Genomic DNA, 16,350 nt, shown 5'->3' with positions numbered 1-16,350 from the left:
AATTGGGCTAGTGGCCCTTGATGGAGTTGAGGAAGTCTTGGGCGCGCTTGGTCTGGGGATGGTCAAAGAACTCGTCGGGCGTGCCGGTTTCCACGATCTGGCCGTCGGCCATAAACACGACGCGGTCGGCAACGCGGCGGGCGAAGTTCATCTCGTGCGTAATTACGATCATCGTCATGCCCTGCTGGGCCAGACGGACCATGACCTCGAGCACCTCGTTGATCATCTCGGGGTCGAGGGCACTTGTGGGCTCGTCAAAGAGCATGGCCTTGGGCTGCATGGCGAGCGAACGGGCGATGGCCACGCGCTGCTGCTGGCCGCCCGAAAGCTGTGCGGGAACCTTGTCGGCCTGCTCGGCCACGCCTACGCGGCTCAGCAGGTCCATGGCGCGCTCGCGGGCCTCGTCCTTGGAGACGCCCAGCACATCGACCGGTCCCAGCATGACGTTCTGCAGTACCGTCATATGTGCAAACAGGTTGAACTGTTGGAACACCATGCCCAGCTCGGCACGCATGCGGGCAAGGTCTTTGCCTTCCTGCGGCAAGGGCTCGCCCTCGATGAGGATCTCGCCCGAGTCGATGGTTTCCAGGCGATTGATGGTGCGGCACATGGTCGACTTGCCCGAGCCCGAGGGGCCGATCACGACGACGACCTCGCCGCGGTCGACCGAGAGATTGATGTCGTTGAGGACGTGCAGATCGCCGTAGTGCTTATCGACGTGCCTGAGCTCGATCAGCGGCTGATTGCCGGTGAATGAGGTGCTCTGTGCCATGGTGCTCGGCTCCTTATGACTCGAAATGGTAAATCGTTAGCGAATGATGGTCGCGCCGGTTTTGTGCGAAACGTAGACAGCGGCCTTGTTGATTGCGACGTTGATGAGGATATAGATGACCGCGATCACCAGGTAGACCGACACGAGGGCGTCGTAGTTGGTAATGAGCACGCGGGCGTTTTGCATAAGGTCGGGGTAGCTCACCACGTAGGCGACGGTGGTGTCTTTGACGACGACCACAAGCTGCGAAATCAACGACGGAATGATAAACCGAATGGCCTGCGGCAGCACGATTTTAAAGGTGATTTTAGCCTTGGAGAGACCGAGCGCCTGGGCGGCCTCGACCTGGCCGCGCGGCACGGCATTGACGCCGGCGCGGAAGATCTCGGCGAGTACGCCGGCTGCGGCGAGCGCGACGGGAAGCGTGAGCATCCAAAACGACGGCAGCGCGATCTTGTACTGGGGCAGCACCAAAAAGAAGAAGTAGATGAACAGCAGGCTCGGCACGCCACGGAAGAAATCGGTGAACACGCGGCAGACCAGCTGCAGCGGCTTGATGTCGCTGGTACGGCCGAGCATGAGGGCTAAGCCCAGTACCAGCGCGATGGCGCCGGCGGTGAGCGCGACCTTTACTGTGCCCTCAAAACCGGCAAGCAGGAACTTCCAGGTGGTGAGGTGCGTAAAGAAGTACCAGTAATGGACCGAAAGCTGGCCGGTCACATAAAAGCGCTGCAGTACCAGAGCGATGAGCGCGGCCACGGCAACAAGTGAGATGGCGGTGCCGACGCGAATCTTGGCGCGCATCTTGGGGCCGGGAGCCTCGTAGAGCGCATCGCGCATGGTGAGCGCGGAGGTGGAGTGCTTGCTCATCGGAGGATCCTCACCTTCTTATCGATATAGTTGCCAATGTGGCTCACCACAAAGGCCGTGCCCAGGTAGCCGAGCGCCGAGATAAAGAACGCGGCGACGCCGCCGAGCGAGCGCGTGTTGATGTAGCTCACCACGCCGGTGAGCTCCTGCGGTTTAAGCGGCACCTGACTGCCGAGCGCGGTGGTGAGCATGACGGCGATAAAGAGGTTGGTCATGGGCAGCACGCTCGAGCGCAGCGCCTGCGGAATCACGATCTTGGCGAGGATACGGCTGAAGCTCATGCCCAGCGAGCGGGCGGCTTCCACCTGGCCGACACCGACGGTGTTGATGCCGCTCATAAAGTTCTCGGAGCCAAAGGCAGAACCCAAGAGCACTGTGGCGACGATGACGCAGGTGCGGTAGGGCAGGACGACCTTGAGCGGCGGCAGCGCGTAGACGACGATAATGAGCAGCGCGATGCCGGGGATGTTACGGAAGACCTGGACATACAGGTCGCCAAAGACGCGCAGCGGTTTGAGCGGCGACACGCGCATCACGGTGACGGCGACGGCCAGCACCATGGCGATGGCAAACGACTCAAGCGTCATGCCCCAGGTTGCTAGCAGCGCGTCAATGTAGTTCTGGCCATAGAGCGACCAGAGCTCGGAGAGACTCATGCGGACCTCCCGCCGATAAGGAAAGGGGCTCCCGTGTGTACGGAAGCCCCGACAACTCAGTGAAGAAACAGTTTAGCGCAATAAAGCGCACCGTGCGTTTCCGTAAGGTTTCGTTGCGGCCGTTACTAGGCGCGTTGCCTAGGCGCCGATCTCGGGCAGCTCGGGAACATTGGTGTCACCCGTGCGGTCACCGATGCAGATCTGCCACAGCTCGGTCCAGGTGCCGTCGTCCTCAATCTTCTTAAGGAAGTCGTTAACGAAGGCGACGCCGTCGGAATCGAGCGGCAGGCCGATGCCATAGGGCTCCTTGCTGCCGAAGGGCTTGCCGGCGATCTTATACTTACCGGGCTCGCGGACTAGGGCGCTCTGCTGCATGTTGTTGTCGATGACGTAGGCGTCAACGCGACCCTGCTGGAGTGCCTGGCGGGCCTCCTCGTCGGTCTTGAACTCCTGCTGGCTGGCCTTGGGAGCGAGCTCCTCCAGGATGGCAGGGCCGTTGGAGCCGGACTGGACGGCGACGTTCTTGTCGGCCAGGTCGTCGACGCTCTTGATGTCGTCGTTGTCGGCGAGCACCAGGATGGCCTGCTGGGTGTAGTAGTAGGGACCGGCAAAGGAGACGAGCTTCTTGCGATCGTCAGTGATGGTGTAGGTGGCAAAGACGGCGTCGACCTGGCCGTTCTGCAGGACGGACTCGCGCGTGTCCGAGGTCACCTGGGTGATCTCGACCTTGTTCTCGCCCAGAATGTAGTTGGACAGAAGCTGTGCGATACCGGCGTCGAAGCCGCGGGTCTGACCGTCTTTCTCGTTGAGGAGGGAGAAGAGCGTGGAGGTCTGAACGCCACCGATCTTAAAGACACCGGCGTCCTTGACGGCCGTGGCCCAGGTGCTGGCGGCGATGGCATCGTCATCGGCCTTGGGGCCGTTGTCGACGAGCTTGTCGAATGCCTTAGCGTCGAGCGTGGTGGAAGCCTCGGCATCTTCGGAGCTCTTGGAAGAGCCGGCGGCGGAACCCTTGTCGGCCTCGGCGCTGGTGTCGGAGCAGCCGGCAAGACCAAGGCCGGCGACGGTTGCGAAGGTGGCGGCAACGAAGCCGCGGCGGTCGAGAACGACCTGCTGGGAGAGGTTCTTGCTCATGGGAGAACACCTTTCTCAATAAAATCCCTAGCGGTTGAGTAGAGTTATACCCCATCGCGCTCAAATGGGTCAACACGAAATAACTCAGAAACATACTTACCTTATGGGTTATTGTACCTACCAAAAAGGGACAGGCACCTTTGTGGTGGTTCTTGCAGATGTGGTGGCCTGTCTCGCTGCTTTGTCTCAATCTGTAACATCTGCAGCCGTTTTTGCCGAGTAACTGTTACAGATCGAGATTTTCTCTTCAGGGGAATTCGAATGTCTCAATCTGTAACATCTGGACGGCCAAAAGGTCCCTATCTGTTACAGATTGAGACAAAGGTCTGGGACTAAGATGTCTTATCTCAATCTGTAACAGGTAGACGGAAATTCGGGCCCTAGATGTTACAGATTGAGATAATCGTGTCGTGAAAACAAAAACCTCCGCAGGGGTGCTTCCCTTGCGGAGGTTTTCTTACTCGTTGAGTAGCCTTACGGCTTCGGCGGCCATGTTCTCGACCGTCATGCCGTTCTGAGCGAGCAACTCGTTGGGGTCGTAGCGGTCGGGGAAGCCCTTGGCGATGCCAAAGGTGCGCGTGCGCAGCGGCGTGCAGGCCAGATAACATGCCACGCGCTCGCCCCAGCCACCGTCCAAGATGCCGTCCTCGAGGGTGACGACAACGCGATGCTCAGCGACAAGGCTGTCGAGGAACTCACGGTCAAGCTCGGTTGCAAAGCGCGGGTTGACGAGCGTGGCCTCGATACCGTACTCGGCAGCCAAGCGGTTTGCCACGCGCTCGCCCAGCTCAAAGAAATCGCCGAGCGCGAGCACTGCTACGTCGCGACCCTGGCGCACCACGTTGTAGCGAACGGCGCTGTAGTCGGTGCCTTCGGCGGGCGCAAGGTCGGGACGGCTCACCAGGCCAATGCCCGGTACGCGGATCGCCACGGGATGCTCGCGGTGGTCGAGCGACCAGCTCAGCATGGACAGATATTCCTCCATGCAGGCCGGCGCCAAGTAGTGCATGTTGGGAAGAGCGCCCAGCATGGAAATATCGAAGAACGAGAGGTGCGTCTCGGATGTGGTGCCAAAGATCGACGCGCCAAACACCAGGATGGTTGCCGGGGCGTCGTTGAGGCACAGGTCGTGCCACAGCTCGTCGTAGGCGCGCTGCAAAAACGTGCCGTACACACCAAAGACTGGCTTGGCGTCCGAGCGTGCAAGCGCGGTGGCAAAGGTCACAGCGTGCTCCTCGGCAATGCCCGCATCGACGAACTGTTTGCCGGCGGCAGCGCGAAGCTCGGGTGTAAAGCCCATAATGTAGGGCGTGGCGGCCGTGATGCCCACGACCTGCGGATCGCGCTCGATGGCGGCGCTGAGCGCCTCGCCCGTAATGTCGGCATAGGTGCGCGGCGCAGGCTCGCTCGGATGGCCCGGGCAGAGCTTGCGCCCAGTCGCCATGTCAAACGGACCCACATGATGCCAGCGCTCGGGGTCGCTCTGGGCTGGCTCAAAGCCCTTGCCCTTTGCGGTGGAGACGTGCAGCACGATGGGATGATCGATATCGCGCAGCTCCTGCAGCGTGTCGACCAGGGCCAACACATCGTTGCCGGTGTCCAGATAGCAGTAGTCGAGCCCCATCGCGCGGAAAACGTTGCGCTCACAGGTGCCGTTGCTGGCGCGTAGCTCGGCCAGATTGCGATACAGGCCACCGTGGTTTTCGGCGATGGACTGGTCGTTATCGTTGACGATGATGATCAGGTTGCTGTCGAGCTCGGCGGCATTGTTAAAGCCCTCAAACGCCAGACCGCCCGAAAGCGAACCGTCGCCAATGATGGTGATGACGTTGTACGCATCGCCCGCCAGGTCACGAGCGTGCGCCAAGCCGCAGCCCAGGCTCACCGACGTGGAGGTGTGGCCCATGGCGAACAGGTCGTGCTCGGACTCGTCAGGATTGGCAAAACCAGAGGCCTCGCCGTAGCGTGCCGGGTCGATATAAGTGTACGCGCGCCCAGTCAGCGCCTTGTGGGCGTAGGTCTGGTGCGAAACATCAAAGACAATCTTGTCGATGGGGGAGTTAAACACGCGATGGAGCGCAACCGTAAGCTCAACGACGCCCAGGTTGGGGGCAACGTGCCCGCCGACGGCGGCGGAGCTTTCGAGAATGGCGTGGCGGATCTCGCCGCAGAGCAGCGGAAGCTCGGCGCGATCGAGAGCCTTGACGTCCTCGGGCGTTGTCGTTTGCGTAAGCAGCATCGTTGTGGGTTACTCCATGCGAATCGTGCGCCGGCACTCCCTCGGCCGGCACAATTGCACAAGACAGTCTCGCACATTTTGGCGTTTGATATGTGACGGCGGCGCGGTAATTCGCCAACTGGTGGGGCAAAACGTTTTGTCCGATGCCATACTGGTAAATTCGATGATGATTTTATTCATTGCGCGCAGGCCGCGGCTTGCCGCCGAGCGCCGCCGGAAGGAGGCCGCATGTCCGATACCGTTCGTGCCGAGAAAATCGCGCGCGAGGTCGACGATGCCGCCCGTCAGCTTGCCCAGGCGGGCCGCTTGGACCTGATGCATGAGTTTATCCAACATGGCGATGTGACGGTCTATACGCATGTGACCTCGGTAGCGCGGGCAAGTCTGTCCTTTGCCGAGCGCCTGGGCCGCGTCGGTATCTCCGTCGACCGCTTATCGCTGCTGCGCGGGGCCCTGCTGCACGATTACTTTCTCTATGACTGGCACGATCCCGACCCAAGCCATCGACTGCATGGCTTTCGTCACCCGTTTTTTGCCTTGGCGCGTGCGGAGGAAGATTTTGAGCTGACGCCGCGCGAGCGGAATATTATCGTACGGCATATGTTTCCGCTGGTACCGGTGCCGCCGACGTGTCGTGAGGCATGGATTGTGTGCCTGGCGGATAAATGGTGCGCACTGCGCGAGACGATTGCCGGCCGTCTGCCGCGCAAAGGCGGCGCGAACGATTTGAACGAGGGCCCGAGTGACGGCTCGAGCAAAGAATCGAACGAAAAGAGGAGTGGGTAGACGGTGGGAACCGCGATCGACATGGCATTTGACGGCGCGACGCTTGCCGCCTGTCCGCTCTCGGCGCTGGTACTCTCGTTTGCCTTCTACGGTTTTTGCGGCTGGGTATGGGAGTCGACAGTCTGCGCCATGCTCAACCACGGACGCTTTGCCAACAGCGGCTTTTTGCTAGGGCCGTGTTGTCCCATCTACGGTGCGGGCGGCATTGCGTGCTGGTTGCTGCTGCGTGGAATCCCAGACGCCTCGAGCCAGTTTGTCGCTGCCGCGCTCGTATGCAGCGTGATCGAATATAGCGTGGGCGTGCTGTTGGAAAAAACGACGGGTGCCCGGTTTTGGGATTACTCGCATCTGCCGTTTAACCTGCACGGACGCATCTGCCTGTACTGGGCCTGCGCGTTTGGCTTGGGTGCGTTGTGTATTTGCCGTTTAGTGGAGCCGGCATTGCTGGGGCTGCTTGGCCATCTGCCGGTGCTAATCGTGCGCTTGGCCGCCTTTATCGTCGCGGTCGCGATGATGGTCGATGCGGTGTGCTCGTTGGCGAGCTGGCGGCGTCTGTCCGATCAGCTTGAGCGTGTGCGTGCCGACCTTGCCGACCGCATCAATGAGTCGCTTGCCGACGCCTCCGACTCTATGCTCGAACGTATTCCCGATTCGGCGATTGACTCGGTGGCGCAGACGCATATCCGCGGTCGCGCCGTTAACGCTTGGCTGGCCGAGCTGGGCGACGCGGCGCTCGATGCCCTGCGCGAGAAGACTTCGATGCCGACGTTTATCTCGGATGGTGCTCGCGGCCTGGCGCTCGCTGCCCGCCGCGTGGCCGATGCCGCGCCGAGTATGCCGCGTCCGTCGCTCGGTCGTCGCCTTGCCGGCAAGCGCATGAGCCGCCCGGTACCGAGCGTGTCACTCAGCCGCCGCGACCTACGCTTCTTTAACGCCTTCCCGCGTCTGCGCATCAATCGTTACGAGGGTGTCATTCGAGCTACCGACCTCCGCGACCGAGCCCGCGAGCTGTTCCGGCGCTAGCCAGAGCGGAGCCAAGCGCGCCCTTCTCGTTCGCACGTTTCCCGTTCGTTTCGCGTCCGTTGCCGCGCCGTTTCCAAGATTGCGGTGCCGTTTCCATTCGACAACGCAGCGTTTAACAACGCCGTATCTGGTCTACACCAGTTGCCCCTCGGCCGCATCATGAGCGCCGACAACGTTCATGCGACCAAGGGGGAGCGAATGTACGATACGGGATCGACAACGTTTATGCTCATCTGCACCATGCTCGTGTTTTTAATGACACCGGGTCTGGCGTTTTTCTATGGCGGCCTGTCCAGGCGCAAAAATGTCATCAACACCATGCTTATGTGCTTTGGCGCCATTGGCCTGGTTGGTGTGCTGTGGATTGTTGCCGGCTGGTCGCTGGCCTACGGTGGCGACGGTTCTAGCCCGTTTATTGGCGGCTTTGACCAGTTGCTGTGCCTGCCGGTGCTCAACCAGGTGCTGCAGGCGGCCGAGGGCAATGCTGCGGATGGTGCCGTCTACCCTCAGATCATCAACATCGCCTTCCAGATGGCGTTTGCCATGATCACCGCCGCTATCGTTACGGGCAGTCTGGCAGGCCGCGTTAAGTTTGGTGCCATGACGGCCTTCCTGGGCATTTGGCTGCTCGTGGTCTATGCGCCGCTCGCCCACATGGTTTGGGGCGGCGATGGTTCCTTTATCGGCGACATCATCGGCGCGCTCGACTTTGCCGGCGGCGACGTGGTACACATTTCGTCCGGTCTCACGGGCCTGATTCTCTGCTTAATGCTCGGCCGTCGTCGCGGCTTTGGCATGGTGAGCTACCGTCCGCATAACGTGCCGTTTGTGGCGCTGGGCGCCGGTCTACTTTGGTTTGGTTGGTTTGGCTTTAACGGCGGCAGCGAGTTTAAGGCCGACGCCGTGGCGGCACTCGCCATCCTCAACACCGTGACGGCCAGCGCGGCGGGCATGGTCTCGTGGCTTGTCGTCGAGCGCGTGCACACCGGTCGTCCCACGCTGGTGGGTGCTAGCACCGGTTTGGTTGCGGGCCTTGTGGTGGTTACGCCGGGTGCGGGCTTTGTCGAGCCGTGGGCGGCGCTGGTCATGGGCCTGATCGTATCGCCCGTCTGCTATCTGGCCATCAGCCATCTTAAGACCAAGTTCGGCTACGACGATGCGCTCGACGCGTTCGGTTGCCACGGTATCGGCGGCATCTTGGGCGGTGTGCTCACGGGCCTGTTCTGCGTGCCGGAGCTCTCGTGGACCGGTAAGGGCGGCCTGTTCTACACGGGCGACGTGTCGCTGCTTGTCTCGCAGGTTCTGGGCATTGTGGTGACGGTCGTTATTGTGCTGATGCTCGACTTGGTGATCGCCGCGGTGGTCAAGGCGCTGTTCCACGGTAGCCTGCGCGTGGACGAGGCCGACGAGGCACTGGGCCTGGATGCGAGTCAGCACGGCGAGAGCGCATACCCCTCATTCTCCGGACTCGATTAGCAGCTTCCCCAAGCACCGCACCTTGCCGTTCAATCGTCGCTCACGTACTTAAGTACGCTTCGCTCCTCTTTCACGGCAATCTGCGGCACTTGGGAAACCTGCTAAGACCAGTCAGTTGAACTTTTTTGATCTCTGAGGTTGGTTTACGGCACCTGGGAAACCCGCGTCTCATGTAAAGGGATACGTTGATTATTGAGAGGAATTCACTATGAAGAAGATCACGGCGATCGTCCGTCAGGAAAAACTTGAGGTTCTCAAAGACGCGCTGTTTGCTGCCGATGTTCGCGGCATGACCATCAACCAGGTGCAGGGCTGCGGCGCGCAGCATGGCTGGAAGGAATACGTGCGCGGCAACGAGTTGCTTGTCAACACGATCCCTAAGGTGCAGTTCATCCTCATCTGCGCCGATGAACATGTCGACGGCATTGTCGAGATCATCTGCAACGCTGCTCGCACCGGTGCCGTCGGAGACGGCAAGATTTGGGTCGAGCCGGTCGAGGAAGTTATCCGCATCCGTACCGGCGAACATGGCCCTGCCGCGGTGTAGGACAATCTTTCGCCCGACGGGCGTGCCTCTCTTGGGGCGCGCCCGTTCTCGTCTACAATATCGTGCAGACGAAGGAGAGGCACGCCCATGATCAAGATGTTTGCGAGTGACTTAGACGGAACGCTGCTGAACGCCCTGCACGAGGCGGATGGGACCATCCGCCGTGCCATCCGCGAGCTGACCGAGGCTGACTTGCATGTGGTTCCCGCGACCGGGCGCTCGACGTTGCCAATCGGCGAGCATGGCTTTACGGGGCTGGCGATCGATGCCTGCTGCTCTAACGGCTCCATCGTGCGCGACAGTCATGGCGAGGTGCTCAAAACCTGGACCATCGACCCGCAGGTTACCGAGGAGCTGCTCAAGGCGTTCCCGGATATCTGCTTTGATTGCTCCACGCCCGATGGCATGTTCTCGAGCGGTTCGTTCGAGATGCATCAGGCGGGCTTTAAAAAGGACAGCCCCATCAAGCGTATTGTGATGCGCGGCATGCGTGCGCGTGGCGGCTATCACGAGGAACAGTATTTCGACCAGTCGATCGGCGATATCTTGCGTCACGATGTATGCAAGATCAATTGTCGCGTGACCTCGCCCGAGCTGGAGCGCGACCTTAAGGCATATTTGGCCGAACGATCGGACCGCGTGGTCAACGCGCCGTTCGATCCGGTGATGTTCGAGATCACGGACGTGGCGTGCAACAAGGGCGAGAGTGTTGCCTGGCTGGCGGGTTACTACGGCATTGCCGAGGACGAGGTGGCGGTCTACGGCGACGGCGGCAACGACATTGCCATGCTCAAACGCTTCCGCCACAGTTATGCGACCAAAAACGGCAGCGATGCAGCCAAGGCCGCCGCAGGCGCGACTATCGGCAGCTGCATGACCCACGCCGTTCCCAAGCACATGCTCGCCACCATGCGCAAGCAAAACTCCCGCACCGTCATCGAATAATGTGACCAAGGGACTGCGCTTTTGCCACAATCTAAATATTGCCTTTACGTGTTGATGCACACGGTGTGCAATAATACTCGCACTGTGCAATAGTGCACAGGTTGAGTAACAGGGAGGACGCTTGTCCCAGCTCGAGAAATGCGATCGCCGATCCCTTCGCTCGCAGCGTGCCCTTCGCCAGGCACTTGCCAGCGAGCTTGCCGAAAGCGGCGACCTTTCGCGCATTAACGTTGCGTCGCTCACCGAGCGCGCCGGTCTTACGCGCCGCACGTTCTATTCGCACTACCGCGATATTCCCGACTTTATCAATCAAATCGAGGACGGCTTGCTGGCCGAGATCCGTGAGCGCATTGAGCTCATCACTGCAGCTCAGCTGCCCGATCTCTATCACAACATCGATGAGCTCGAGCCGGCGCCCGGTTCGGTTGAGCTGCTGCGTTATCTTGCGGCCAACCGCGACTTAATCGGTGCGCTGCTGGGTCCGGGCGGCGACCAGGCCTTTATTAAAAGGATTATCGACACCGCGCGTGAGGCTGTGGTGCCGCGTGCGCAGACGGGCATTTTGGGCCTGGCGCTGGGCACGTTCTTTGACTACTACGTCACCTACGTCGTGAGCGCCGAGGTCGGCATGATTCAGCGCTGGTTTGAGCGTGGGCTCACCGAATCGCCCGAGGCCATGGCGCGCATTATGACGGTGCTCGCTTTTGTGCGCCCCGGCGACCTGTATGGCCAACCCATCGATATCAACGTGCCGGAATACGGCATGAAGCTATTGAACTTGCAGCTCGAGGACGCGGTCGACACCGCCGCAACCGTCGAGTCCAACAACTAAGAGGAGAGACAATGAGCAAACTCGTCGAGGGCATTAAGGACCGCATGGTCGCTGCCGCACGCGAGGCCGCGCCCGCCGTGGTGGACGCCGCGCAGAAGGCCGCGACCGCGGCAGCCGAGAAAGTTGCCGAGGCAGTTGCCGATGCCAAGAACGCGGCAGGGGAGGCGTCCGTCACTGGCGAGCCCGCTGCCGCCGCTGAGCCCGTAGCCGCCGCCCACGCCCCCGAAGGCGCGATCTTCAACCCCGAGAACGCTCGTGGCAACCTGCACCTGGGCATCGACGTGGGTTCCACTACCGTTAAGCTCGCCGTGCTCAACGACGACAACCAGATCGTCTACGCCAAGTACCAGCGCCATCACACCGACGTCCGTGCCTGCGCCCGCGACCTGTTCGAGGGTGCCGCGACCGTGCTGCCGACGGCCCAGATGACCTGCGCCATTACCGGCTCGGGCGGCCTGCTGCTGTCCCAGTGGCTCGACCTGGAGTTTGTCCAGGAGGTCATCGCCAGCAAACGCGCCGTCGAGACCCTTATCCCGGCCACCGATGTCGCCATCGAGCTGGGCGGCGAGGACGCCAAGATCATCTACTTCGACAACGGCATCGAGCAGCGCATGAACGGCACCTGCGCCGGCGGTACGGGCGCCTTCATCGACCAGATGGCAACCCTGCTGCACACCGACGCGAGCGGCCTCAACGAGCTCGCGGCCAACGCCACTACCATCTATCCCATCGCCAGCCGCTGCGGCGTCTTTGCCAAGACCGACGTCCAGCCGCTGCTCAACGAGGGCGCCCGTCCCGAGGACGTGGCTGCCTCCATCTTCCAGGCCGTCGTGACCCAGACCATCTCGGGCCTGGCGTGCGGCCGCCCCATCCGCGGCAACGTCGCCTTCCTGGGCGGCCCGCTGCAGTATCTCTCCGAGCTGCGCCACCGCTTCTACCTCACGCTCAACCTGGACGAGGAGCACCGTATCGTGCCCCAAAACGCCCACCTGTTTGTAGCGAGCGGCGCCGCCATGGCGCACGAGTCCAACAAGCTCAGCACGTTCCCACAGCTTATCGAGGCCATCGACAGCTTGGGCGACACGCAGGGTGCTGAGGTCGAGCGCCTGGATCCGCTCTTTGCCACCGACGAGGACTTTGCCGAGTTCAAGGGTCGCCACGACACCGAGGTCGTCCCCAAGGGCAAGCTCGACGGCTACACCGGACGCGTGTTCATCGGCATCGACGCCGGTTCCACCACCATGAAGGCCGCACTCGTGGGCGAGGACGGTCAGCTGCTGCACACCTGGTACGGCAACAACAACGGCGACATCCTGGGCACGGCCAAGGTCATCATGGCCGATTTCTACAACCACATCCCCGCGGGCTGCACCATCGGCCACGTGACCACCACGGGCTACGGCGAGGCGCTGCTCATCGAGGCTCTCAAGGCCGATTCCGGCGAGATCGAGACCGTCGCGCACCTGCGCGGCGCCAAGGCGTTCCTGCCCGGCGTCGAGTTCATTCTGGACATTGGCGGCCAGGACATGAAGTGCCTGCGCGTCAAGGACGGCGTCATCGAGCACATCATGCTCAATGAGGCCTGCTCGTCGGGCTGCGGCAGCTTTATCGAGAGTTTCGCCGTCTCTATGAACATGGACGTGCGCGCGTTCGCCGACGCCGCCATCCATGCCAAGGCCCCCGTCGACCTGGGCAGCCGCTGCACGGTCTTTATGAACTCGCGCGTCAAGCAGGCGCAAAAAGAAGGTGCCACGGTGGGCGACATCGCGGCCGGCCTGTCCTATTCCGTCATCAAGAATGCCCTGTTCAAGGTCATTAAGCTGCGCGACCCCCAGGAGATCGGCAGTCAGGTGATCGTCCAGGGTGGCACCTTTATGTCCGATGCCACGCTGCGCGCGTTTGAGCAGCTCACCGGCGTGCACGCCGTGCGTCCCGACATCGCCGGCTGCATGGGCGCCTATGGTGCGGCCTTGCTCGCCCGCGATCGCGCCGGCGTCGACGGCACCTCGACCATCCTTTCGGCTGAGGATATCGCGCACCTCACCGTGACGCAAAAGCATGTCCGCTGCGGCCGTTGCTCCAACAACTGCCAGCTTACCGTCAACGACTTTGGCGGCGGCAGGCGCTTCATTACCGGCAACCGCTGCGAGAAGGGTGCCGGCCACAAAAAGCAAAAGACCGAGGCCCCCAACCTCTTCAAAAAGAAAAACGAGCTGCTCTTTAACCGCGAGGTGCTGAGCCCCGACGAGGCCCCGCGCGGCACCGTCGGCATTCCGCGCGCGCTCAACATGTACGAGAACTACCCCTTCTGGCATGCGTTCTTTACGCGCCTGGGCTTTAGCGTGCAGCTGTCCGACCAGTCGAGCAAAAAGACCTATCAGGCGGGTATCGAGTCCATGCCGTCCGAGAGCGTGTGCTATCCAGCCAAGATGAGCCACGGCCACGTGATGAACCTTATCGACCGCGACGTCGACTTTATCTGGATGCCGTGCGTGCGCTGGGAGCGCAAAGAGGACCCGACCGCCGGCAACTGTTACAACTGCCCCATCGTCATGAGCTACCCCACGGCGTTGGCACTCAACATCGACGACATCCGCGAGCAGAACATCGAGTTCCTGTACCCGTTTGTGCCCTATCATGACAAGACCGAGCTCAAGCGCCGTCTGTACCAGGTGCTCGCCGTCGACCGTGTGGCCGACGCTGAGGCCGGACGCGGTCGCGTGCGTGGGCCCAAGATCACGCGCTCCGAGGTCGATGCCGCTGTCAACGCCGCCTTTGAGGCCGATGCGCGTTTCCACGAGGACATCCAGACCATGGGCGAGGAGGCTCTTAAGTGGGTCGAGGACCACGGCGGTCACGGCATCGTGCTCGCCGGTCGTCCCTACCATAACGACCCCGAGATCAACCACGCCCTGCCCGAGCTTATCTCGAGCTTTGGCTTTGCGGTCTTTACCGAGGATTCGCTTGCGCATCTGGTGAAGCCCGAGCGCCCGATCCGCGTCGTCGACCAGTGGATGTACCACAGCCGCCTGTACGCCGTCGCCCGCTTTGTGACCATGCGCAACGACCTGGACCTGATCCAGCTCAATTCCTTCGGCTGCGGCCTCGATGCCCTGACCACCGATCAGGTGCAGGAGATCCTGGAGGCCAGTGGCAAGATCTACACCGTGCTCAAGATCGACGAGGTGTCCAACCTGGGCGCCGCGCGCATTCGCATCCGCTCGCTCATGGCGGCACTCAAGGACCAGGAGGCCGAGCGCTTGGCCGAGGCCACGGCCGCGGGCAAGGTCTTTGAGCAGGGCGACGCTGCGCCGGTGGCGCCCTCCACGGATGCCCCCGCGTTCGCGAGCCGCAAGTACACGTTCGAGGCACAGCGTGAGAGCGCCTCGACCGCATGGCCCAAGGTGCCCTTTACCGAGCAGATGCGCGACGAGGGCTATACCATCCTGTGCCCGCAGATGGCGCCGATCCACTTTGACCTGGTCAAAGAGGTGTTCCGCGGTGCCGGCTACAACCTTGAGCTGCTGCCCTCGACCGACCACGATGCCGTCGAGGCTGGCCTGCGCTATGTGAACAATGACATTTGCTACCCGTCGATTCTGGTGACGGGCCAGATTATGGAGGCCATCGAGAGCGGTCGGTACGACCTGTCCAAGACCGCCGTGGTCATCAGCCAGACCGGCGGCGGCTGCCGTGCCACCAACTACATCGCGCTCATCCGCAAGGCCCTGCGCGAGAGCGGCCACCCCGAGATTCCTGTCATCTCGCTTTCGGCCGTGGCGCTGGGCGAGGACAACCCCGGCTTTAAGCTGACGCCGGCGCTGCTTAAGCAGGCAGTCTACGCGGTGCTCTTTGGTGACGTGATGATGCAGATGCTCTACCGCTGCCGCCCGTACGAGGCCACGCCCGGTGCCGCCAACGCGCTCTACGAGGAGTACATGGCGCGTGCCCGCAAGCTGGCGCCCAAGTTTAACCGCCACAACTACACCAAGCTGTGCCGCGAGGCCATCCGCGCGTTCGACACCATGCCGCTCGTGGGCGAGGGCACCAAGCCGCGCGTGGGCGTGGTCGGTGAGATCTTGGTCAAGTTCCATCCCACGGCTAACAACCACGTGGTCGATGTCATTGAGCGCGAGGGCTGCGAGGCCGTGGTGCCGGGCCTGCTCGACTTCTTCCTCTACTCCATGAGCAACGCCGAGCTGCAGAAAGACGAGCTGGGAAGCTCTGCTACTACACGCGCGGGCATGCAAGCGCTCATCAAGCTTGTGGACTGGATGCGCACGCCGGTGGAGGAGATGCTCGAGAAGTCCCGCCGCTTCGAGGCGCCCGAGCGCATCGGCACCATGGCCGAAAAGGCCCGTACGGTACTTTCGGTGTGCAACAACATGGGCGAGGGCTGGTTGCTCACGGCCGAGATGCTCGACCTGATCGACCATGGTGCGCCCAACATCATCTGCACGCAGCCCTTCGCGTGCCTGCCCAACCACGTGGTGGGCAAGGCCGTGATCAAGGAGCTGCGCCGCCAGCATCCCGAGAGCAACATTGTCGCGGTGGACTACGACCCCGGTGCGTCCGAGGTCAACCAGCTCAACCGTATTAAGCTTATGATCAGCGTGGCAAAGGAAAACATGCGCGCCGGCAAGGGCTTTAAGCTCGAGAAGGTGGCGCCGCTCGCGATGGACGAGGTCACCGGTCAGATGCGTGCCCATGACGGCTGCGTGAGCTGCGGGCCGGCCAGCGAGGAGGCCGTCACATCGGTCGCCAAGCGTCTGGGACGCGGCATTAAGAAGTAGCTTGCCCGCTATGGGCTAGATATGAGACAAACGGGTGGCAGCCGTGCCGGCTACCACCCGTTTTTGCTGGACATATGTTGCGTAAACGCCCCAACTATCACCCTTTGCGAACTTAGATTTCGGAAGTATGCGGCAAAATCTGAATAGGCCGAGCACACCGGATATGTCCAAGCTCTGTACCTGCGGTTTTATTGGTGAAAAACCAGGATGTGCTCAAGAGTTCCGGAGTTTGCCGCATACTTTCGAAAATGACGTCTCGGTGGCACCATAAATTGCC

12 protein-coding genes are annotated in these 16,350 nt (G+C 61.6%); 7 read left to right on the top strand and 5 right to left on the bottom strand.

The genetic code is table 11. The features are described 5' to 3' along the window. Nucleotides 1-7: 7 nt before the first annotated feature. The 5 genes from DWV20_RS07050 to DWV20_RS07030 form a co-directional block, all read right to left on the bottom strand. Nucleotides 8-772 (bottom strand): amino acid ABC transporter ATP-binding protein, encoded by a 765-nt coding sequence (locus DWV20_RS07050; protein ID WP_118256675.1) that lies wholly within the window; start codon nt 770-772, stop codon nt 8-10. Between the two features lie 36 nt (nt 773-808). Then, nucleotides 809-1,642, bottom strand: coding sequence for an amino acid ABC transporter permease (locus DWV20_RS07045; RefSeq protein ID WP_118256674.1), 834 nt, complete (start codon nt 1,640-1,642; stop codon nt 809-811). Then, nucleotides 1,639-2,298, bottom strand: a complete 660-nt coding sequence (locus DWV20_RS07040) for an amino acid ABC transporter permease (RefSeq protein ID WP_022094657.1) — start codon at nt 2,296-2,298, stop codon at nt 1,639-1,641. The genes DWV20_RS07045 and DWV20_RS07040 overlap by 4 nt, the downstream gene beginning before the upstream one ends. Nucleotides 2,299-2,436: 138 nt before the next feature. After that, nucleotides 2,437-3,432 (bottom strand): glutamate ABC transporter substrate-binding protein, encoded by a 996-nt coding sequence (locus tag DWV20_RS07035; protein WP_117785902.1) that lies wholly within the window; start codon nt 3,430-3,432, stop codon nt 2,437-2,439. Nucleotides 3,433-3,889: 457 nt separating this feature from the next. Continuing rightward, nucleotides 3,890-5,671, bottom strand: a complete 1,782-nt coding sequence (locus DWV20_RS07030) for a 1-deoxy-D-xylulose-5-phosphate synthase (RefSeq protein WP_117758389.1) — start codon at nt 5,669-5,671, stop codon at nt 3,890-3,892. A 228-nt stretch (nt 5,672-5,899) separates the two neighbouring features. On the opposite strand from DWV20_RS07030, the gene DWV20_RS07025 reads away from it, so the two are divergent. The 7 genes from DWV20_RS07025 to DWV20_RS06995 all read left to right on the top strand — a co-directional run bounded on the left by DWV20_RS07025 (nt 5,900) and on the right by DWV20_RS06995 (nt 16,073). Then, nucleotides 5,900-6,457 carry an HD domain-containing protein gene (locus tag DWV20_RS07025; protein WP_117584135.1) on the top strand — a complete coding sequence of 186 codons (558 nt, stop codon included), beginning with the start codon at nt 5,900-5,902 and terminating at the stop codon, nt 6,455-6,457. Between the two features lie 3 nt (nt 6,458-6,460). Further along, nucleotides 6,461-7,480: a putative ABC transporter permease gene (locus tag DWV20_RS07020; RefSeq protein WP_233502699.1), complete on the top strand. Its 1,020-nt coding sequence runs from the start codon at nt 6,461-6,463 to the stop codon at nt 7,478-7,480. A gap of 198 nt (nt 7,481-7,678) precedes the next feature. Then, on the top strand, nt 7,679-8,956 hold the full coding sequence (locus DWV20_RS07015; protein ID WP_117584134.1) for an ammonium transporter: 1,278 nt from the start codon (nt 7,679-7,681) through the stop codon (nt 8,954-8,956). Nucleotides 8,957-9,164: 208 nt separating this feature from the next. Next, on the top strand, nt 9,165-9,503 hold the full coding sequence (locus DWV20_RS07010) for a P-II family nitrogen regulator (RefSeq protein WP_118237071.1): 339 nt from the start codon (nt 9,165-9,167) through the stop codon (nt 9,501-9,503). 87 nt (nt 9,504-9,590) lie between these two features. Continuing rightward, nucleotides 9,591-10,448 carry an HAD-IIB family hydrolase gene (locus DWV20_RS07005; RefSeq protein ID WP_118237069.1) on the top strand — a complete coding sequence of 286 codons (858 nt, stop codon included), beginning with the start codon at nt 9,591-9,593 and terminating at the stop codon, nt 10,446-10,448. A gap of 121 nt (nt 10,449-10,569) precedes the next feature. Next, the gene (locus DWV20_RS07000) at nt 10,570-11,280 is read left to right on the top strand and encodes a TetR/AcrR family transcriptional regulator (RefSeq protein ID WP_117584131.1); all 711 of its coding nucleotides are present in this window, start codon (nt 10,570-10,572) and stop codon (nt 11,278-11,280) included. Nucleotides 11,281-11,291: 11 nt separating this feature from the next. Further along, on the top strand, nt 11,292-16,073 hold the full coding sequence (locus tag DWV20_RS06995) for a 2-hydroxyacyl-CoA dehydratase (RefSeq protein WP_118237067.1): 4,782 nt from the start codon (nt 11,292-11,294) through the stop codon (nt 16,071-16,073). Nucleotides 16,074-16,350: the final 277 nt, after the last annotated feature.

The sequence above is a fragment of the Collinsella sp. AF02-46-1 genome, from assembly GCF_003465825.1.
In the GTDB taxonomy this organism is placed as follows: domain Bacteria; phylum Actinomycetota; class Coriobacteriia; order Coriobacteriales; family Coriobacteriaceae; genus Collinsella.
The sequence above is the reverse complement of the archived record's forward strand: the minus strand, read 5'-3'. Positions and strand labels throughout refer to the sequence as shown.